Origin of the sequence: Flavihumibacter sp. UBA7668, from assembly GCF_002483205.1 — a bacterium.
GTDB lineage: Bacteria > Bacteroidota > Bacteroidia > Chitinophagales > Chitinophagaceae > Flavihumibacter.
Genome location: NZ_DLHM01000001.1, coordinates 278,203 through 299,483, shown reverse-complemented (window position 1 = coordinate 299,483; position 21,281 = coordinate 278,203). Strand labels below are relative to the sequence as shown.

The following is a 21,281-nucleotide window of genomic DNA, read 5'->3' as shown; positions in this document are numbered from 1 at the left end:
TTAGGTGATGGGTTGAATAGGGGTGACCGGGTCTGTGAGTTTCCGGATAGCTGTTTCCTGAATATCAACCTCTTTTCTGGTGGCGACCATCTGATAAATATTGTAGGCAAAGAATAAATGAGAAAGCCACATTAGGCTTCCTCCAATGGCGCGCCATAACCAATAGGGAGCCATCAGCACTACTCCTTCAATAAAAGGTTTGTTATCCATCCATAATAGTCCTTTCAGTGTGCTGCCATACATTAGTGGTATGGTATAGAACAGAAGTCCGATTAATGCTAACCAGAAATGAGCACCCACCGTTATTTGTGGGGCTTCTTTACCTGTCAGCCTGGGAAGAATTGCATAAATTCCCGCCCATAGGAAAAAGCAGATAATGCCATACATGGTTAGGTGGGAATGGGCAACCGTAAAATCAGTGAAATGCCAGATAAGGTTCGCGCTTCGGAATGCTTCAGCAGTTCCCTGCAGGGAACCGGTAAAATAAAAAAGGATTCCAACAAGAAAGAAGGGGAGTGTATAACTATCGCTGATTTTATACCAGGCTCCTTTAAATGTTAATATGAAATTGGTGGTTCCTGCTATTACCGGTATCACCATACCGGCGCTGCCTACAATGGCTACAGTCTGAAGCCACCAGGGTATTGAACTGAAGACAAAATGGTGCGTACCTATAAGGGTGTAAAAAAGGATCTGTGTCCAGAAAGCCAGAATACCCAGACTATAAGAATAAATGGGCTTATTCAACTGCTGGGGCAGGATGTAATAAACAATTCCAAGTGTAAAGAGCATGAACCACATACCTACCCCCTGGTGCATATAATATCCTTGTATAATTGTTTCACCCAGTCCGTTCTGCCAGTTCGGTACATATGCTACGATAGTAATGACTATGGCAAAAATTATGGAAGCAACTATATACCAGTTTGAGATATAGATTTCTTTGGTAGTGCGTCTGGCAATTGTTTGTATAAAATTGATCAGTGTGAGCACAATACCAATTGCAAACATGAGCATAACCGGCCATATGTACTCACGATATTCGCCGCCACCGTTATTGATGCCAGCCATCAGACAAATGGAGCCTATAAGTACAGCAAAATTTATCAGTCCTAAGGTGTACCAACCGTAGTTCAGGTTAGCCAGTTTTGTATTACTGACCCGGGGAATGATATAATACCCTAAGCCCAGCATTCCAAGCGAGGCCCATCCCCAAAAAACTGAATTGGTATGTACGGGACGTAAACGACCAAAACTTAACCAGCTTATATGATCAGCGTCTGGGGCCACAAACTTAATACCGAGGTATTCTCCTATAGTTGTTCCAAAGAGCAACCAGGCTGTTGCGGACAAAAAATACCAGATAATAAGTTTGGAAAGTTTAGGATCAATATGGGGTCGTGCTAATGCTTTTTTCTTGGCCGCAACAATCGGTAATCCCGGAGGTTGATTGATATGAAGGAGTCCCTTCTCATCTTCAGGTGGCATTTTTCCGGATAATTCCTGATGCGATAGTTGGAAATCCAATGCTGCTTTTCTTTTTACGATTTGCTTATCGAATTCTTCTTTGGACAAATTTCCCAGATACTCAGCCAGTTTATCTGCGTCTTCAAGTTGTTGCTGGTCTTTTGCCTGGCGGATGGTGCCCATCACTTTCAGGATCACTATGACTATTCCCAATAATATAGGAAGCAGTAACAGAATAATAGTGATAATTATCCCTGGATTACTCATTGTTGATTCGTTCATTGCTATTTCTTTTTTTATACTCCTGCAACCTGCTTATTTGCCCGCTGCTTAGATTATCTGCCAGCTTTTTGAGTCTGTTTAGTTGGTCTCCCTCTGATCTGGAATTAAAATGATGGCGTAATCCGATCACCTTATTTTTTAATGCCAGTACTCCTAGTACGATTAGTAACAGGAACAGGTACAGGATGACAGTTAAGGCTTCAGGTGATTCCAGAGAAAGGCTGGAAGGAATGCTGCTTTGAGAATAGCCGGTGGTAAAACACGCTAACAGAGCAGTAATAACTATTATTCGTTTGGTAATCATTGTTTCTTATTAAACAGAGAAAAATACCTTTATATCTTTTAATAAAGCAAAAAAAATCAGCGTTTTAAGAATGTGAGCAATTTGTTTTGTTCCAAATTGAACTCATTGAGTTTAGCGTTTTGAAGTATGGTTAGCATGCGTTTTCTTACCTCTTTAAATTCATGATGTATAGGACATGGGTATTTTTCAGAGCAATGTTTTAAACCAAGGCCGCAGGCAGTAAATAATTTATCACCATCTACTTCTTTCACAATGTCTGCCAGTGAACGTTTCAGTCCCTGCTGGTCCAGGTAAAATCCTCCATGCGGCCCTTTCATGGATTGCAACAATTGTTTCCTGCTTAGGTCCTGCAAAATCTTGGCGATAAAATGCTCTGGTGAATCAATCCCTTCCGCTATTTCTTTTATACCCACTTTCCGTCCATCTCTGGATTTTTGTGCAATAAAAATCATAGCCCGAATGGCATATTCACAAGTTTTCGAAAACATTTGAGATAATTAGGAGCAAATATAAGAATTGAATTTTAATAAAAGACAAAAAAGTCTTTTAATTTATTGTATGAACAGAAAGGTAGAATGTTTAGAATCACATTTCCCTGGCGTAAAGAAAAGCCTATGAAATAATCCTGATTGAATTGAAAGAACAGGTGCCGGCGCATTTGCTTTGACGCATTGCTCCGGGTATCCTGACATCATTAGGAGATGGCTACCAGGCTAAACCGGAACTGATTAAACTGTTATTTTGAAACCCTTCGACGTGCTGGCAGTTATTATAAATAAGGCAGTTGTTTTTTGATTTGTAATAAACGGCTGAGTAATCGGCCGGTTATTTTGCGATATGAAGTTTCGCTTTACCGAAAAACTGTGATGGACCCGTATTACTCAATTCCAAACGCAAACATAAAATCAGCAGAACCAAAAAAGTATTCGCCAACACCCATATTTTTTACCAATAAATAATAATAGCCTTCCTTTATTTTCTTTAATTCATAACTTATTTTTTCGAATGAAGTTGTTGAGCTTGTTGCATTGGCAGTTGCCACTATAAAAACTCGTTGATCTTTTCGGATTTCAAATCGAACCAAATCAAAAACAGCGCTTGGGTCGGTACCGGGATTTACCTTAACCACAAATTTTAATACTGGTTGCTGTGCAATTCTAACCGAAGAGGCAGGTCCTTTTAAGAAAAAGCCGGCCTCTGCTTTTGTCAGGCCTTTGGCCTTCGCCATTTTATTGTAGCTCGATTTTTCCAATTCTTTCAGTTCATTTAATTTGCCATCAACATAGGCTGGTTTCTCATTAAATTCGGGTAAGGCCTGCGCCTGTATGGTTGAATAGGAAAAGGAAAGTAGGGCAATCACTACACTACTAATTCGGTTGATCCTGGTTTGTATCATTTCAGAAATTATTAGTAACAAGGCTACTCAATTTTTGTAATGGTACGTGCCACCAGTCTATATACAGCCATGTTTTGTATACAGACAGCATGCAACTGCTGAACTTATTAGCCATGATAACTAGCTGATATTGCTTCTGTTATGCTGTCAAATGCGAAGGATCTACGAAGGAACAACGGAAGATATACGGTAACTGGTAATTTGTTAAAGCACTTCATTCTGGCATAATGAACAGATTATCAGTTTGTTAAAATGATTTTATGTAATTCAATACAAACTCAGTCCCCTTAAAAATTGGCTCATTTTCGCGTAATAATTGGCTCAAATTGGCCAATAATGGGCTCAAACGCATAAAATGGGCTCAACGCTGGAAGCAGGCCATCTATTGAATAACTTAGTAAACCAGACAACCAGCAAGCCGTTCCATTCCTGAAGAACGTAGAATAAAAATCGTCGATAAAACCTATCCAATGGGTTCACAAAAGATAGTCCCCATGACCTGCGATCTTCTTTCAAATCAATTACCAGTATCCTGGCAGGAATTGCTATCGATCAGCAGCTGTTTAAGATAACCGATTCCATCTGATAATTTTTTCCCGAATTGAAGGACGAACGAAAAAAAAGAATCCGGGTGCAGGATTTACTCGAAATGCGATCCGGACTCAACTGTGAAGAATTCTATGATATTGGTCCGGAATGCGAAACGGAGATGATGAACAGCTAAGACTGGGTGCTTTTTGTCTGGGTGTTGAAAGATCCGGGAACCCGTTTTGAACTGGTCGTATAATTCCAATGAACCCTTGCTGGTGGGTGAAATTATTGCAGGTGCCAGCGGCATGTCGGTGATGGACTTTGCTTAAAAATACCTTTTCCAACCCATGAGAATAGAGGAGTATAAATGGACTGTTTCACCTACCGGTTCCGGAATGACGGCGGGTTCCTTTTTTATGAAACCGATTGATTTTTTCAAGGTCATCAGCCTGGTGAAACAGAAAGGAAACTGGAATGGCAAACAGCTGGTAAGTGAAGCATGGATCGAAAAATCCACCAATTGCACCATTAACATTGATTTCTCGTTTACGCGCTATTGAAAAATTCTAAATGCGCGATATGAATCGGCACGTTATGGTTTCTTTTGGTATCGGGAGGATTTGCAGTATGGCAACATTAAAACAGAAGTCTTTTTTCCTCCGGCAATGGTGGTCAATACATGATGTATCTTCCGGATTATAAAACTTCTGTTGTATTTACAGGCAGTAATTTTGGCAATTGGCGAGGTAAACTTCCCTTTGAAATTTTGCTGAAATATATTATTCCTATACTAATGTAGATTTCTACTAGACTAAACTATTTAAAATGGAATCAACACCACTCCTCCTTGAACGCAGGTATGCTGCACCAATTGAAAAATTATGGAAAGCAATTACAGATGCCGGCCAGATGAAGGAATGGTATTTTGATTTGGGCGATTTCAAAGCAGAAAAGGGTTTTAAATTTCAATTCACGGGCGGCGATGAAAAAATTCAATACCTGCATGCCTGTGAAATTCTGGAATGTGATCCGCCCAATAAACTCAGTTATTCCTGGACTTATCCCGATTATCAGGGATATTCCGTTCTTACCTGGGAATTATTTGCAGAAGGAGGACATTCAACCAGATTGAAACTGCATCATACTGGGTTGGAAAGCTTTCCGCAGGAAGATCCAAATTTCAGAAGAGAAAGTTTTATGGGTGGCTGGAACTATTTCGTAAATGAAGCACTCCCTTCTTTTGTGGAAACGGATACGATCAGGAAAAGCAGTTCAATTGAAGCGGCTGCCGAGAAAATATGGGATATAGTACTTCATCCGGGCAATCAATGGGGCAAGGCATTTGGTGATGGTGCATTTGTTGAAACGGACTGGACTATTGGCTCCACTGTAATCTGGACAGATCCGGGTGGAGATATTGGATCCAAAGGAATTGTTGCAGCGCATCGTCCGATGGAATATTTGCAGGTTGATATGTATGATGATATCAATGCGGTACCGAATGCAAAACCCGGGGAATATTCAGAAAAATACCGGCTCATCAAAATTGCAGATCGAAAATTTGAGTTGGAAATTGAATGCGGTCCGCTTGCAAAGAAATATTTAACACAACATGAGGCCATGTGGGATAAAGCTATGAAACTGATTGTGGAATTGGCAGAGAAATCGCGTTAGCGTTCTTCGTAAACAGTATAAAAAAAAGGGAAGCCAATCAGGCGGGGCGATACAGTCTGCTACAGAGCGCGGCTTACCGCAAACTGGCAGAACCCCTACATTTATAAATACGAAAGGAAAAAATAGTTTGAATCTTCAATTTTAGTATATTTAGTTTCGAAAAATTTATATTTAGTTTCATATTGAAATGAAACGAAAATAAATGATCTTTCAAAACTAAAAAACAGATCGATGAGGGCTTTGTCATTAGTTTTTCTAGCCGGAACGTTTTTGTTACTTCCTTCTATTCTTTTCGCTCAGCGGCTCGACAGTTTGCTGCTAAAAAACTACCGCCCGAAATCGGTTTATAATATTCCGGTGACCAAAATTGAAAAGGCGAAATTTCCGGTAATTGATATGCATTCGCATTATGAATATGCAAAGTCAGAGAAGGAAATCAAGGACTGGATTAAGCTGATGGACAAATATGGAATTGAAAAAGTTATCCTCTTAACCAAGGCAACCGGTGCTTTGTTTGATTCTGTTTACAAAGTGTATACGCCCTACCTCGATCGTTTTGAATTGTGGTGTGGATTTGATTATACCGGATACCAGGAGCCGGGTTGGGGTGCATCAGCTATAAAAGAATTGGAACGTTGCGTAAAAGTAGGTGCCCGCGGTGTGGGTGAGTTGGGTGATAAGGGGCTGGGTGAATTGTTTTCGGATCCTGTTGCTGCCTACGGAATGCATCCGGATGACAAACGAATGCAGCCGCTGTTTCAAAAATGTGCGGAACTGAAAATCCCGGTGAGTATTCATACGGGTGATCCTATCTGGATGTACCAGCCAATGGATTCCACCAACGATGGCTTGATGAACGGGTACAAATGGCGATTGGATTCTACCCTGCCAGGCTTTCGAAATCACAAAGCCATGATTCAGACCCTGGAAAATGTGGTGAAAGCGAATCCCAAAACAACTTTTATTGCCTGCCATCTGGCGAATAGTGAAAATGATTATTCGGTGTTATCGAGGTTGTTGCTTACCTATGATAATCTTTATGCAGATTTGGGTGCGCATATGGCGGAGATTGCGCCGATTCCCCGAGCTACAGCAGCTTTTTTGGAGAAGTGCAAACATAAGGTGGTATATGGCACGGATTATCATCCCACTAAAATCATGTACGAAACGACCTTCCGCATTCTCGAAACGGCGGATGAGCATTTTTATACCACGGAATTGTACGGCTACCACTGGGCTTTGCATGGCCTGAACCTGAGCGACGATGTCCTCCGGAAAGTCTATAGTGAAAATGCCCGGAAGATCCTGCAAGACGTCAGACACCAGTGAGACAGGTGTCAGACACATGTCTGAGAGTGTTCTAACATGTATCTGACGCCTCACTAACAGCGTTCTAACACCTGTCTGACACCTAAATGTGGTTCTCCACCCATTTCCTGAAATCGAAATAGGCCAGCAGTTGCCATTCGTATTTGTCGGTCTGGATTTCAGCAATTAGCCGGCGGAGTTTTTTTTCCTGAACCTGCGGCATCGCTTTGCGTTCAATTGCTGGCTTAGCCTGAAACAATCGGATAACAAGTTCTTCCACTTTCAACAGACTACGGTTTTCTTTTTTAAAAAAACGCGTGTAGGTCCGGATTTCATATGCCAGATAATCCGTATCACCCTGTTCATAATAGATAATCATATCCAGCAGTCGAACAGCTTTGCACACCAGCCAGTTCGCCTGTAATTGATGCTGTTGCAGCACCTTGGATAAATAACGGTGTGCTTTTTTCAGCGCACCATTCCGATAATAAACCACACTGATAAAAAAATACAATTCCCATTGCTTCTCTTCATTGAGTCGTGAATAAGATTCAACTACATCTTTATCAAGCTGGTTGATCAATTGCAAACAACCAGCCAGATCACCCTTATTAAGAAGCCGGCTTAATCCATTAATGGCAACTGTCTTTTTTACCTGATACCTGAAATATTCCGGATAATCAGATTGATCCAGCTGCATCAGTTTTCCCAGGTAATAATCCGTATCATCCCACTTGTCAACTCTTCTTAAACTATTCAGAATTCCCTCCAGTGCTGCTAAATAATCCAGTGGCGGATGATCCAGTAAATGCAGATGATCCTCGAATACTTTATTAAGCGAATGATAGGTTTTGACAGCTGATTCAAAATCACCAATCGTGGTAAGAAAATAAGATTGAAACAGCAGGTGCAGTTTCTGTGTGGTAAAATTATTCTGGTGTTTGCCCGCCATCAAAACCAGCTCACTTAACATCAGATCATTGAGCTTTTTTTTATCGCTATCAGCCAGTATTTGTCCGCCTTGCAATAACCTGAATTTCATCATCTCAAAAAGAGAATAATGATCCTGGATATAATTCATGCCTTTTAATAATTCCCGGGCTTTCATTTGTTGATCCACCAATTCCTGGTCAGTAATAGTTGCAAAACCAGTTGCATTCCATCTGTCCAGCTCCAATCTGTAAGCGATGTATTGGATCGATGGTTGTTCCAGTTCACTTGCCTTTTGCCGAAGCTTCAATAGTTTTTTATCGCTTTCCGTCTGCAATGACCGCTCCTGCAACACCTTCACCCGCATAATACCCTGGTATAGTTGAAACAAAGGGTCTTTATTGATTTTTAACTGGATCAGGCAATCCGTTAACTGATCCGTCAGGTAACGCGACAAGCTATCCAGCGCTATAGGGTCAAAGGCGGATTGAGCTTTTTGCCGGAGTAATTCATCGGGGATGCCTTCCTCGCTCAACAACTCAAACAAACGCAGATAATCTTTTCCGCCAACCCCCTTGCCGGTGTTGAGTTTAAAATATCGTTTCTCTGCACCCGACATCGAGTTGATTAATTGCTGAACCGATTTAATTGACATGATTTGCAATAAAGAATTACGAAATGTTCAATTCTACTAAATCGCAATATATTGATTAACAATGAAATAAAATGATAGAATAATACATTCACTTAATTTATGAATCCTGAATCATCGTTTTGTTGGCTTCTCTTTTACCTGATTGGATAGGTACATTTGGTTTCAACGATTGCAAGTTCTCTCATCCATATAAAAACATATGAATTCAAAAAAAATAGTAGTAGTTGGTAGCTCTAATATGGATATGGTGGTGAAAACGGACCATATCCCCGTACCAGGTGAAACCGTTTTATCAGGCTCTTTTTTTATGAATGCCGGGGGCAAAGGGGCCAACCAGGCTGTAGCAGTAGCCCGTTTGGGCGGTGAAGTTGTTTTTATTTCCAAACTCGGCAACGATCTGTTTGGTAAGCAGTTTTCCCAACTTTTCAATCATGAGGGCATAGATACTCACCTAATTCAGTTTGATGAAAACCTGCCTTCCGGTGTAGCATTAATTACAGTTGATCAGGCGGGTGAAAATAGTATTGTTGTGGCTTCCGGGGCAAACGCCAACCTCCAAAATGCTGATCTGAAAGGAGCACTTCCCACCATTGATACAGCAGGCATTGTGTTGCTTCAATTAGAAATTCCCATCGAAACAGTTGACTATGTGGTTAATTATGCATCCGCCAATGGTGTACGCGTAATTCTTAACCCTGCTCCCGCGCAGGTGCTTAGTCCGGAACTATTGTCCGGAGTTGATATTCTTACCCCAAACAAAACAGAAGCCGGTATGTTGGCCGGAATGGAAGTGACAAGTATGGAAACGGCTGGAGATGCTGCACGGATTATTTGTGAGAAAGGCGTCAAACACGTTGTGGTTACGATGGGTAGTTTGGGGGCTGTGATTTGTGAAAATGGGGAACTCTCTGTTCAGTCTGCCAGAAAGGTTGAAACTATTGATTCAACTGCCGCCGGTGATGTCTTTAACGGCGCGCTGGCAGTGGCACTCGCAGAAGGCAAAGAATTGAAGGAAGCTGTGGCTTTTGCATGCGATGCAGCCTCGATATCCGTCACCCGATTAGGCGCCCAATCTTCCATTCCTTATCGAAATGAACTGATTGCCGCCCAGTTGCAACTGGCTGGTGCCTAATTATAACAGAATTGTACGCTTTGCTCACCAATTGAATTGCTGCCTATGTTTATCATTCAAAGTTATCCGCTCGCGATCCTGTTTTGTTTTATTACCATGCTCTGCTGGGGTTCCTGGGCAAATACGCAAAAACTTACAACAGGCAAATGGCCTTTTGAATTATTCTATTGGGATTATGTACTGGGCATCCTGGCATTCTCCCTGCTGGCTGCACTTACAATGGGAAGCATTGGTGCCGGAGGTCGCCCATTTCTGGAAGATTTGCAACAGGTGTCCGGTGGAAATTTCCTGAGCGCGCTTATTGGGGGTGCCGTATTCAATCTGGCGAATATGATGCTGACGGCAGCTATCGCCATAGCCGGTATGTCGGTGGCCTTTCCAATTGGAATTGGTCTGGCATTAATTATTGGTGTGCTGGTAAATTATAGCGGTACTGAAAATGGAGATCCAGTTTTGCTTTTCACAGGTGTTGCATTGGTAGCGATGGCAATTGTGCTGAATGCGGTTGCCTATGGAAAAAAATCCAACACATCTCAGAAACCTGCTACCAGGGGTATTCTGCTTTCTGTTGTAGCCGGTTTATTAATGTCTTTCTTTTACAAATTCATTGCAGTGAGTATGGATCTTGAAAATTTTCAACAACCTGCTGCGCAAAAAATGACACCTTATACCGCCTCTGTTGTCTTCGCTCTCGGTATAGTATTAAGTAATCTGTTTTTCAATTCCTACCTCATGAAAAATCCATTGAGCGGCCATTCACTTTCTTATAGCGATTATTTCAAGGGACGTTTTTCATTACATCTGATTGGTTTGGCTGGTGGCGCTATTTGGGCACTCGGCAACCTCTTTAACCTGATTGCTGCAGGAAAAGCAGGCGCTGCCATCTCCTACGGACTTGGACAAGGTGCCACACTCGTTGCAGCAATCTGGGGCGTATATATCTGGAAGGAATTTTCCGGTAGTCCGCCTGTTGTAAAAAAACTCATTTCAGCCATGTTTCTTTTGTTTATTGCCGGCCTCTCTCTTGTTATTGCAGCCGGCCTCTAAACTGCTGTTGATACTTCAAATTCTCCAACATAAAACGATCTGACCATGCGTACATTTTCTTACTGCTGGCTGCTATATTGCTGCCTGTTCGTTCTCTGGGGTTGCCAAAAAGACGATGCACCCGCTCCAATTCCCATTGCTCCAATTCTTAAGGAGATAGTTTTTCCTGGTATTAATGAGGTTATGCCGGGCCGCGAAGCCACCATAAGAGGTAAGGGCTTTGATCCGGATGATAAAATCTTCCTGGAAAATGAAACTGCCATGACAGAAGCAGAAGTTACTTCTGTTAATAATCAGGAAATCCGATTCCTGGTTCCTGAAGATGCAGGAGGCGCCTATACCGTAACAGTGGAGCGGCATAACCTGCAAACCACGCTCGATGGAGAATTGATTGTTCCGCTTGTTGTGGTTATTGACAATCTTTCCATGCCAACCGGTACTTCGGCTTCCGGTTCTGTCATTTCAATTGGTGGGGAAGGTTTTCAGAATGGCGACGAAATTCAGCTTACCGCAGCTTTTTATCCGGAGGGTAAAATTATTTCGATTCCTGTTACTGTTTCGGGAGAAGGCATTCAATTCGAAATTCCTTCTGAAGCGTATGGACAAAATACGGTTACAATCGTTCGGGGTCAACGCAGATCCACCCTGGGTACTATTGGAATTGAAGTGCAGGTTGGTGATGAAATCGGTGGTGGTATTGTTTATTACGTTGAATCGAATAAGATACATGGCTTTATTGTTCATAAAGAAAATCTTGGTACCGCTACGGAATCATTTGGTCCCGGATTGGCACTTTCAGGTGCGGCAGGAACAGGTAAAGCAATTGGATCCGGCAAATCAAATACCGCTAAACTACAAACCAGGATGGCGGCATTCAGGCAGAATAATAATAGCTGGAATTCAAAAAAAGCGGCCTTTGAATTGTGTGATGAACTAACTGTTACAAGTAATAATGAAGTATATGCAGACTGGTTTCTTCCCTCCCAGGAAGAATTGATTGAGTTGTTCAAAGTTAAAGATATGCTTTGGACAAAAGGTGCCGGAATGCCTGCCAATAATTACTGGTCATCCAGCGAAGCGGATGGTGATGCTGCCGGCTGGGCTGCGTTTTATGTCAATTTTTATGAACCGGTAAATGTTGTGTCTGGCTTTGTTGATAAAGAAGGCTGGAAGATTGGTATTCGTCCTGTTCGATATTTCTAAGATTTTTCAATCCATCAATTTCAAAAAATGTACAAACAACTAACGATACTTGTGCTGGCATTGATCTTAACTGCCACTGCATGGGCACAAAACAGGATCAGCGGACTGGTTACAGATGGTAATCAGCAACCATTGGCAGGTGCAACCATTTCACTCAAAAATGGTCCATCGCTGACCACCACCGATTCAACCGGTAAATTTTCTGTCACATTGAATCGTGGACAGCTTATTCAAATCAGTTTTACGGGTATGGTGGCACGCACCATCACTATTACGGATGAAACATCACTAAATATTTCTCTTCAGAACGCTGCCGTAAACCTGGATGATGTGGTAGTGGTTGGATATGGGTCCACCAAAAAATCTGATCTCACCGGATCTGTTGCCACCATCAAAGCAGATGAATTAAAGAATGCAAAAGTGGGCACAGCTACCAGTGCATTGCAAGGACTTGCTGCCGGTGTTTTTGTAACTACCGGTTCAGTGAAACCCGGAGGAGATGCCTCTGTGGTAATCCGTGGATCGGGTTCTCTCCGTGCAGGAAACAGTCCGCTTTATGTGGTGGATGGTATTCCTGTGGAAGGAGGTCTCCAGGATTTATCACCGGGCGATATTCAATCCATTGAAGTGCTGAAAGACGCATCTTCCGCTGCCATCTATGGATCCCGTGGCTCCAATGGAGTGATACTTGTTACCACCAGGCAGGGAACCAAAGGGCAGGCCCGCATCACACTCAATCTCAATGGAGGTTTCCAGAAAATGATGAACAAACAAAAACTCATGAATGCCCAGGAATATTATCAGTTGGCAACAAGAGCAATTCCTGATTATAGCTGGACTACCGAAGAGCTCAGGTATTTAAGTCGCGGTGAATCTACCGACTGGCAGGATGCCATCACGCAGGATGGAAAATATTCCAATTACAATCTTGGTATATCAGGTGGAAATGAAACGGTTAAACATTTTTTAGGTGCAGATTTCTATGACCAGCAGGGAACCATCAAAAACTCCTCTTTCCGCAAAGTTACTCTCCGATACAACATGGATGCGCAAACGAATAAATGGTTGAAAACGGGCTTGCGTTTTAATATTATTGAATCATCCCTTAAAAATATCAATGAAGAAGATGATTCGGGATATGGTACCATGTTCAGTGCCATCAGTTCACAACCAACAGCTCCTGTTTACCTGGATAATGGAGACTATTTTGATGGATTTCTGAATACAAAGGCAAACCCGGTAGCCATTGTTGATCTGCTGGATAAAGTGACAAAAAAAAGCAGGGCAGTGGGATCTGTTTATTTTGAAATTGAACCAATCAAAGGACTGAAGATCCGATCAGATAACGGCGGTGAACTGGAATTTTTTAATGTAAACTCCTATGAGGATGGCCGTATGGGACAACATTATCCGGATGGCGGGCATGCTGTTAAATTCAATGGTAAAAAAAGGTATATGCAATCGGAGAATACGGCTACTTATCAGTTTGATCTGAATGATAGTCATCGCTTTACTGTATTAGGTGGTTTCTCCGCATCCAAATACACCTATGAAAGCACAACCGCAGATTCCAAGAATTTATCTCCGGTTTTAGGATATGATAACCTGGGTGGTGCGCAGAACCATGGTCCAAATGGCTCCTATGCTTCTGCATCTACGCTGACTTCTTTTTATGGCCGGGTGAATTATAATTTTGATGATAAGTATCTGTTTACGGTAACGATGCGACAGGATGGATCATCCCGATTTGCTCCGGGAAAACAATGGGGCTTTTTTCCATCAGCTGCATTCGCCTGGAGAGTTACCAACGAAGCTTTTATGGAGAAGCAGGAGATCTTCAGTGAATTGAAATTACGCGCCAGTATTGGTCGTTTGGGGAATCAGAATATTGGAGATTATGCCTATGCTGCAACTATTAGTCAGGGTGGTGAATGGTCTGATTATGTATTTGGGGGAAATCTGGCAACAGGTTCAGTACAAAACACTATCAGTAATCCCAATTTAACCTGGGAGAAAGCCAACCAGATTGATCTGGGTCTTGATTTTGGAATACTGAAAAACAGGATAGCCGGTACGGTGGATGTTTACTATAAGAAAACAACGGATCTGCTTTGGCTGGTACCACTTCCAACCGAATCTGGTTTTGATAACTCTCTTACCAATATTGGACAAATTAATAATAAGGGAATTGAATTCAGTTTAACTACCATAAATATTAATACCAAAAATTTCTCCTGGAGAACATCCGGTAATATTTCCTTTAATGATAATAAAATTGCTGAACTGTATAATGGTAAAACAGATGTGAATAAGTCCCTTTTCGTAGGTAAACATATCAATACCTATTATACCTTACAGGCAGATGGAATTTGGCAGACAGATGAAACTTCAAAAGCTGCCGGCTACAATGCCCAACCGGGCGACAGAAAAGTAAAAGACCTGAACAATGATGGGGTTATTAATGGCGATGACAGGGCCTTCTCCGGAATCAGTGTGCCTAAATATTATGGAAGTTTCACCAATACATTCCGGTACAAAGGAATTGAGTTAATTACTTTTTTCACCTACGCAGGTGGACACATGATCAACAATTCACTGAATCGTTATTTAAATTCTTTCAACACCTGGGGTAATATGAGTCAGGAATATTTCAATGGTTATTGGACCCCGAGTCGACCAAGTAACCGATATCCTGCACCACGTGTGGGAAGTCCATATAGCAATGGCGATGGTACCAATGCAAATCTGCAAAAAGGTGATTACCTGCGCTTAAGAAATATTGAACTGGCTTATCAGTTTCCGGCAAATAGTTTTGTTCGAAAAATAAGTTCTACTGGTATGCGTGTTTATGCATCTGTACAGAATGCAGTAACCTGGACCCGTTTTACAGGATTTGATGTTGAATCAAGTGATAACACCAATCCTTATCCGAATGCCCGCAGTTTTATTGCCGGTTTATCTATTAACTTTTAATTGCTGAGCCATGAAAAAAATAAATCTTCTTCTTTGTTTGTCAATTTTAGTGTTGACAGGTTGTCAGAAATTTCTAACTGAAAATCCACGAAGCATTCAAACTCCCGAGAACGCCTATACTACACCGGAAGAATGGCAAAAGACCCTCAACGCAGCCTATGCTGCCATGCAGCGGGTATTTGTAGGAAAAAATACCATTACACTGAGTGAATTCGGAACAGATGAAGTAGAACCCTATGATTTGGGTTGGGCTGCTTATTCCGAATTGAAGATGTATACATTTAATGCCCAGCATCCTTTTTTTCAGGATCATTACCGGGTATGTTATGAAGGTGTAAAGCGAAGCAATGCTGTTATTGATATGCCGGAAGGTGTAGTGAATGCAGCCACCCGTGAACTAATGATTGCGCAGGCTAAATTTCTTCGCGGACTCTATTATTTTGATTTGGTGAAAATGTATGGTGGTGTTCCTCTGTGGATAAAATCATCTATTGATGATGAAATCATGAAACCTCGGGCAACTGCTGATCAGGTGTATGAAGTGATTACTCAGGATATGAAAGATGCGGAAGAGGTTTTGCCGACCACCTGGCCAAATGCAGCAGATAAAGGTCGTGCTACAAAGTATGCCGCACAGGCATTTTTAGGTCGGATCTATCTGCAATGGAATAAACCAGACCAGGCATTGGAATACCTGAATAAACTGGATGGCAAATTTCAACTGTACGCGAATCTGAAAGACATCTTCCATCCGAAAAATAAGAATGCTGAATTTGAGAACATCTTCGAAGTTCAATTCCGTCATTCTGGTTCATGGGGATTGGAAGGAAGTATTCAGCATAGTTACTGGGGACCGCGTGGAGTTGGTGGTCCCACAAATTTTGGAGGCTGGGGTGGCTTTGGTCCAACCAATTATGTATATAACAGCTATGAGGCAGGTGATAAAAGAAAACAGGCATTTTTTCTTCCTGAATATATGGGTGTTACGCAATCGCCCGCAACGAATAATAAATTCTGGGATTCTGAACATGGAAATGTAATTGAAGATGACAACCTGAATTTTATTCTGATGCGATATGCAGATGTATTGTTGATGAAAGCCGAAGCACTGAATGCAACGGGTGATCAGGGAAATGCTAAATATGAAGCAATCAATCAGGTGAGAAGAAGGGCAGGTGTGAATGATATTCTGGCCAGCGAAAATCTATCACAGCAGGCTTTTGCAGACAGGGTCTTACAAGAGCGCCTGCATGAACTTTGTTTTGAGCATCTTCGTCGGTTTGATCTGATCCGATTTGGAAAATTGAAATCACACCTGGCTGATCGGGTAGGAATAACAATTCAGGATTACCATAACCTCTATCCAATTCCACAGAGTGCAATGGATGCCAACGACGCTATTTCAGAAAATAATCCAGGTTATTAACCGAATAAATAATTGTAGTATGAATATGTCTTTCCGAATGAAAACAGGGTTTGCTGCATTGGGACTTTCAGTTGTTCTGTTTGCCTGCAGTAAATTGGGACCGGAAAAATTTCCACCAGGTACAATTGAGCCTAATTTGACGGTGGAAAATGGAATGGTTAAAGTAAGGCCGGTTGAATTCACCGGCGCCATTCGTAATCCGATGAAGGGATTCCGTGAGTTTATTGGCGCAGGAGTAGATCCAAAACGAAGCGAATATCCCTATCCGTATGGATCCATGATTAAGGAATATATGCAGTGGAATATGTTGGAAGATAATGCGGGGGATGGTGTGGAAAAAATCATTGCCTATTCGAATCATAGATGGGAAGGGGTGGAGGATATTAATATGAAAGTGATTCCACGTATTTATATTGTTTGGATGGAGCCCTGGCATGGTGGTGTTGCAAAGAATACCTATACGTCTCATCCGGATGACCTGAATGGCTGGCACTGGCCATCTGATATACCCGGACAGGTTCGTCCGGCTGATCACTCCCAGCCCATTACGGGTGGATACTTTGATCCCAGTTTTCAGGATCGTGTAAAAGCATTGGTGGCAAAAGCTGGAGAAGCATGGGATAATGATCCAAGGGTGGCCTATGTTGAGATGGGTATAATAGGTGAGTGGGGTGAACACCATGATCCAAATATTTCTACCTATTGGACGCCGCATGATGAGCCGGAACATGTAGCGAATCGTACCTGGATCCCTGGTTTGGAAAAAACATTGGGCGATGCGTTTACCAGTGCATTTAAGAATAAAAAAGTGATGGTCCGATATGCCTATGATTTCAAGGAGTATGAGTTTGGTATTTATTGGGATTCCTGGTCGCAGCCGGAAGAACAGGATAGAGGATACAATGAAATGAAAAAATTGGGTGATCGTTGGAAAACACAACCGATTGGCGGTGAAATAACCTGGAACTGGGGTGGCTTATCAAAATTTGATTCTTTTGAAGAAGTGGTTCAGGATGATGCAACACGTGCTGAAGTAATTGAGCAAATCAGAAACCTGCACAACAATCATTTGGGTGGTATTACCTGGGCTGATTTTAACAGCCGTGAATTCCGTCCACATGCTGAATTATTGCAAAAATCGATGGGGTACAATTATGTTATTTCTGAATTTAATTATCCTTCCAGCATTCAAAAGGGACAGCCATTTTCTGTTTCCTTTAAAGTAACCAATAATGGCTCTTCTCCATTTTATTATGACTGGCCGGTTGAGATTGCTTTATTGAACAAGCGAACCAAAAAGAAAGTGTGGGGTAAGACGCTCAACAGTGTTAAAATATCTCAATGGATGCCGGGAGAAAATTGGGACAAGTCGGCCAATGCTTATCAGGTTCCGCCTCCGGAATACAGTATTGAAGAATCATTAACCCTGGATATTGATTTAACAGAAGATGAATATGTACTGTCAATTGCCGTTTTGGATCCTGCAGGTATGCAGCCCTCCCTTCGGTTTGCCATGCTGAATTATTTCACTGGTGGGCGTCATCCGATGGGATATATTGGAATAGGTAAAGAACTTTCCAATTATGAAATCCCGGAAACAGATTTCAAGGATATGCTCACTGACCGAACCTTAAAATACAGTAAACAATGATAGCTGTACGAAATCAATATTTCGGCTATTGCTTACTGCTGGCTGTTGTTTTCAGTTTGTCATCCTGCAAAACAGTGGATACTTCAGGAAAGGATGTATTGGTGGAGAAAGGGTTGGTTACTGTACAATTGCAGGAATATCCCGCAGCGTTTCGAAATCCGATGAAAGGCTTTCGGGAGTTTTTTCAGCCGGGGGTTGATAAAATCCGGGAAGAATATCCCTATCCGTATGGTTCCATGATTAAGGAGTACATGCAGTGGAATATGCTGGAGGATGATCCATCAGATGGGGTTGAAAAAATTATTGCCTATAGTAATCATCGTTGGAAAGGTGTAGAGGAGATGAACATGAAAGTGATTCCGCGGGTATTTCTGGTTTGGGTGGAGCCCTGGCATGGTGGCAGGAAAAAGAATCCGGATAACCCGGATGATTTGACAGGATCCCACTGGCCGAAAGGGATTCCTGAACAAACGGGACCATACAAACAAATTCCCGGTTCGGTTGGTGCAATGGTGGATCCGGCAGATAAAAACACACCTATTACTGGTGGGTATTTTCACCCTGATTTTCCGGCAAGGGTTCAGCAATTGGTTAAGAAATTGGGGGAGGCCTGGGATAATGATCCTAGAGTGGCCTATGTTGAAATGGGGATTGTGGGGGAATGGGGTGAACATCATGATCCGGATTTATCAACCTACTGGCCACCTCACGATGAACCGGAGCATGTGGTTAACAGAACCTGGGCACCCGGATTGGAAAAAGTATTGGGCGATGCATTTAAGGCAGCGTTTAAAAATAAAAAAGTAATGGTTCGGTATGCCTACGAATTCAACGACTATGAATTTGGAATTTATTGGGATTCCTGGTCGCAGCGGGAAGAAGAAGTAAGAGGATATCAGGAAATGATGAAACTGAAAGATCGTTGGAAAACGCAACCCATTGGTGGTGAAATAACATGGAATTGGGGAAGCCTGCAGAAATTTAAATCATTTGAACAGGTGGTAAAAGATCGGGAATATTTTACGCTTACCATGCATCAGATTCGGAATCTGCACGCCAATCATTTGGGGGGAATTACCTGGGCGAATTTTAAGGATACGGCATTTCTGCGGGTAGCAGATTCATTGCAGCAGGCAATGGGATACCGGTTCGTGCTTATGAAAGCCAGTTTTCCAACCCAAATTAAAAATGGTAACAATGCGGAACTTTCTTTTCAACTAATCAACAAGGGATCCTCTCCATTTTATTATAATTGGCCGGTACAGGTATCGCTGCTTGATCCGCAGACCAGGAAGCCGGTATGGAGCAGGGAACTGAAGGATATCGACATACGAAGCTGGATGCCGGGAGAGGATTGGGATTCTACTTCGGGCGTTTACCGTAAACCGGCGCCGGTTATTGAAGTGAAAACTGATTGGATGGTTGATAAAGTTCCAACAGGTAAATATATTCTGGCACTCAGTATTGTGGATCCTTCCGGTTTGGAGCCTTCGCTGCGATTTGCAAATTTATCCTATTATACAGGCGGATATACGGTACTGGGTTATATTGGAGTGGAAAAAGAGTTGGAGCAGTTTGCAGTGCCGTGGGAAACTTATAATGATATCCAGGCAGATACCAGCTTGAGGTATTTGAATGTTCAAAAATAGATTACCATGCGTTTTACCAGTTTTATTTTGCTGTTGGCAGTTTCTGTAAGTGGATTCCATTGTGCCAGTTCTACAGCTCCTGAAACCAAACCGATTCCGGTCATTTTTGATACGGATATCGGGAATGATATAGATGATGTGCTTGCCTTGCAGATTTTATTTCAGTATGAGGTGGAGAAAAAGATTGATTTACTGGGCATAGCGATCAGCAAATCTTTTCCTCGGGTGGTGGATTATGTGGATGGATATGCATCGTTGAATTCGAGAGGGGATATTCCATTGGGTTTTGCTTACAATGGGGTAAATCCGGAACCACATAAATATGTTCCGGTTACGTTGGATACATTGATAAATGGAAAGCCGGTATTGGAGCCGAAACGTAAATTGGATGACTCCATTCCTGAGGGCTATCTTCTTATGCGGAAGTTGTTGGCGGGTCAGGCGGATAGTTCGGTAGTGTTGATAGTAGTGGGACCTGAAACAAATCTGAGTAGGTTAATCTCATCGAAGCCGGATGAGTTCAGTACTTTAAGTGGTGTTGAACTGGTTAAGCAAAAAGTGAAACTGGTTTCGATCATGGGCGGACTGTATAACAAGGACTATGATTTTCCTGAATGGAATATTGTGCAGGATCTGACAGCAGCGCAAAGGGTCTTTGCTGATTGTCCGGTACCCATAATTGCGAGTGGGTTTGAGGTTGGAACAAAACTGCTCTATCCGGCTGCCAGCATTCTATCTGATTTCAGGGAGGGTGATTCAAATCCGTTGGTGATATCATACAAAGTGTATCAGCCAATGCCGTATGACCGGCCAACCTGGGACCTGACTTCGGTATTACAGGGAGTGGAGCCGGAGTTGGGCTATTTTGATGTATCACCTGCCGGAAAAATAACAGTTGATTCTGTTGGTAATACCAGATTTGAAGAAAAACCGGGAGGCTTGCACCGGTATCTGAAGCTAAAAAACAACCAGCAGCTCGTGCTGGATTCCATGATTCAAAAAACAACCAGAAGGTGGAAAGACGTCAGACACCAGTGAGACAGGTATCAGACACATGTCTAAGAGCGTTCTAACACCTGTCTGACACCTCTCCAACACCTGTCTGACGCCTCCCTGACAACCCAGTTATACGCATCGAAATCAGTGGGGGAGATCTCCAGGGTTTGTCCAAGTAAACGGGTGAGTAAAACGATTTGCCCCCGGTGGTACGTACTGTGATTGATCACATGCACCAGAAAATTAAAGCGGGTATCCAGATGATCATCCGAACCAATTGTTGTGTACAATTCCTGCTCCGTAATTCCTGCTACATATTCTACCAGCAATTGACTCCCGCGCAGCAGACGGATGCAGTTCCGCTGAAGTGAGCTGTCTGTTGAAATTTCCCTTTCCACATTCGGGATATTACCAGAAAGGGTTTGTAACCAGTTGAGCTGTGCGTCGGCAATATGCTCCAACGTGACGGCAATACTGCCAAAGCCTGCATTAAATGGTTGTTCTGCAAGAACTGGATCCAGTTCCTGCAACCAGTTTACCATACTGGTATTTGCCCAATGATTGAATTTCGCAAAATCACCTAGAAAAACAGCTGCTGTCATAGTAAAAGGAAGGTTTACTTCATTTTAAATATAAATAAGATAATTGAGAGGAACC

18 protein-coding genes are annotated in these 21,281 nt (G+C 42.3%); 12 read left to right on the top strand and 6 right to left on the bottom strand.

Features of this window, described 5'->3' with window-relative positions; genetic code table 11:
• From B2746_RS01305 to B2746_RS01290, 4 genes are all read right to left on the bottom strand, one after another.
• A complete protein-coding gene (locus B2746_RS01305; protein ID WP_290790072.1) occupies positions 1 to 1,749 on the bottom strand; it encodes a cbb3-type cytochrome c oxidase subunit I in 1,749 nt (582 codons plus the stop codon).
• A complete protein-coding gene (locus tag B2746_RS01300) occupies positions 1,727 to 2,053 on the bottom strand; it encodes a hypothetical protein (RefSeq protein ID WP_290790069.1) in 327 nt (108 codons plus the stop codon). The genes B2746_RS01305 and B2746_RS01300 overlap by 23 nt, the downstream gene beginning before the upstream one ends.
• A gap of 56 nt (positions 2,054 to 2,109) precedes the next feature.
• Positions 2,110 to 2,541 (bottom strand): RrF2 family transcriptional regulator, encoded by a 432-nt coding sequence (locus B2746_RS01295; protein WP_290790067.1) that lies wholly within the window; start codon positions 2,539 to 2,541, stop codon positions 2,110 to 2,112.
• A gap of 389 nt (positions 2,542 to 2,930) precedes the next feature.
• Entirely contained in the window at positions 2,931 to 3,449 is a 519-nt protein-coding gene (locus B2746_RS01290; RefSeq protein ID WP_290790064.1) for a hypothetical protein, read from the bottom strand.
• A gap of 601 nt (positions 3,450 to 4,050) precedes the next feature.
• Here B2746_RS01290 and B2746_RS01285 point away from each other — a divergent pair.
• The 4 genes from B2746_RS01285 (at position 4,051) to B2746_RS01270 (ending at position 6,983) form a co-directional block, all read left to right on the top strand.
• On the top strand, positions 4,051 to 4,173 hold the full coding sequence (locus B2746_RS01285) for a hypothetical protein (protein ID WP_290790061.1): 123 nt from the start codon (positions 4,051 to 4,053) through the stop codon (positions 4,171 to 4,173).
• Positions 4,174 to 4,327: 154 nt separating this feature from the next.
• A complete protein-coding gene (locus B2746_RS01280; protein ID WP_290790059.1) occupies positions 4,328 to 4,540 on the top strand; it encodes a hypothetical protein in 213 nt (70 codons plus the stop codon).
• A 265-nt stretch (positions 4,541 to 4,805) separates the two neighbouring features.
• Positions 4,806 to 5,654 (top strand): SRPBCC family protein, encoded by an 849-nt coding sequence (locus tag B2746_RS01275; protein ID WP_290790057.1) that lies wholly within the window; start codon positions 4,806 to 4,808, stop codon positions 5,652 to 5,654.
• Positions 5,655 to 5,885: 231 nt separating this feature from the next.
• On the top strand, positions 5,886 to 6,983 hold the full coding sequence (locus tag B2746_RS01270; protein ID WP_290790055.1) for an amidohydrolase family protein: 1,098 nt from the start codon (positions 5,886 to 5,888) through the stop codon (positions 6,981 to 6,983).
• A gap of 82 nt (positions 6,984 to 7,065) precedes the next feature.
• On the opposite strand, the gene B2746_RS01265 is transcribed toward B2746_RS01270, so the two are convergent.
• The gene (locus tag B2746_RS01265; RefSeq protein WP_290790053.1) at positions 7,066 to 8,547 is read right to left on the bottom strand and encodes a hypothetical protein; all 1,482 of its coding nucleotides are present in this window, start codon (positions 8,545 to 8,547) and stop codon (positions 7,066 to 7,068) included.
• A gap of 199 nt (positions 8,548 to 8,746) precedes the next feature.
• Between B2746_RS01265 and rbsK the strand changes: the two genes are divergently transcribed.
• The 8 genes from rbsK to B2746_RS01225 are packed head-to-tail and all read left to right on the top strand — an operon-like array spanning position 8,747 to position 20,666.
• A complete protein-coding gene (gene rbsK, locus B2746_RS01260; protein ID WP_290790051.1) occupies positions 8,747 to 9,679 on the top strand; it encodes a ribokinase in 933 nt (310 codons plus the stop codon).
• Between the two features lie 45 nt (positions 9,680 to 9,724).
• Positions 9,725 to 10,726, top strand: coding sequence for a GRP family sugar transporter (locus B2746_RS01255; protein WP_290790049.1), 1,002 nt, complete (start codon positions 9,725 to 9,727; stop codon positions 10,724 to 10,726).
• Positions 10,727 to 10,771: 45 nt separating this feature from the next.
• Positions 10,772 to 11,929 carry an IPT/TIG domain-containing protein gene (locus B2746_RS01250; protein ID WP_290790047.1) on the top strand — a complete coding sequence of 386 codons (1,158 nt, stop codon included), beginning with the start codon at positions 10,772 to 10,774 and terminating at the stop codon, positions 11,927 to 11,929.
• A 27-nt stretch (positions 11,930 to 11,956) separates the two neighbouring features.
• Positions 11,957 to 14,902, top strand: coding sequence for a SusC/RagA family TonB-linked outer membrane protein (locus B2746_RS01245; protein ID WP_290790045.1), 2,946 nt, complete (start codon positions 11,957 to 11,959; stop codon positions 14,900 to 14,902).
• Positions 14,903 to 14,912: 10 nt separating this feature from the next.
• Positions 14,913 to 16,328 (top strand): RagB/SusD family nutrient uptake outer membrane protein, encoded by a 1,416-nt coding sequence (locus B2746_RS01240; protein WP_290790043.1) that lies wholly within the window; start codon positions 14,913 to 14,915, stop codon positions 16,326 to 16,328.
• 19 nt (positions 16,329 to 16,347) lie between these two features.
• Positions 16,348 to 17,979: a DUF4832 domain-containing protein gene (locus B2746_RS01235; RefSeq protein WP_290790039.1), complete on the top strand. Its 1,632-nt coding sequence runs from the start codon at positions 16,348 to 16,350 to the stop codon at positions 17,977 to 17,979.
• Positions 17,976 to 19,628, top strand: a complete 1,653-nt coding sequence (locus tag B2746_RS01230; protein ID WP_290790036.1) for a DUF4832 domain-containing protein — start codon at positions 17,976 to 17,978, stop codon at positions 19,626 to 19,628. The genes B2746_RS01235 and B2746_RS01230 overlap by 4 nt, the downstream gene beginning before the upstream one ends.
• 6 nt (positions 19,629 to 19,634) lie before the next feature.
• The gene (locus B2746_RS01225; protein WP_290790033.1) at positions 19,635 to 20,666 is read left to right on the top strand and encodes a nucleoside hydrolase; all 1,032 of its coding nucleotides are present in this window, start codon (positions 19,635 to 19,637) and stop codon (positions 20,664 to 20,666) included.
• A gap of 20 nt (positions 20,667 to 20,686) precedes the next feature.
• Here the strand turns inward: B2746_RS01225 and B2746_RS01220 are convergent, their stop codons facing one another.
• A complete protein-coding gene (locus B2746_RS01220; protein ID WP_290790030.1) occupies positions 20,687 to 21,226 on the bottom strand; it encodes a DinB family protein in 540 nt (179 codons plus the stop codon).
• Between the last annotated feature and the right edge of the window lie 55 nt (positions 21,227 to 21,281).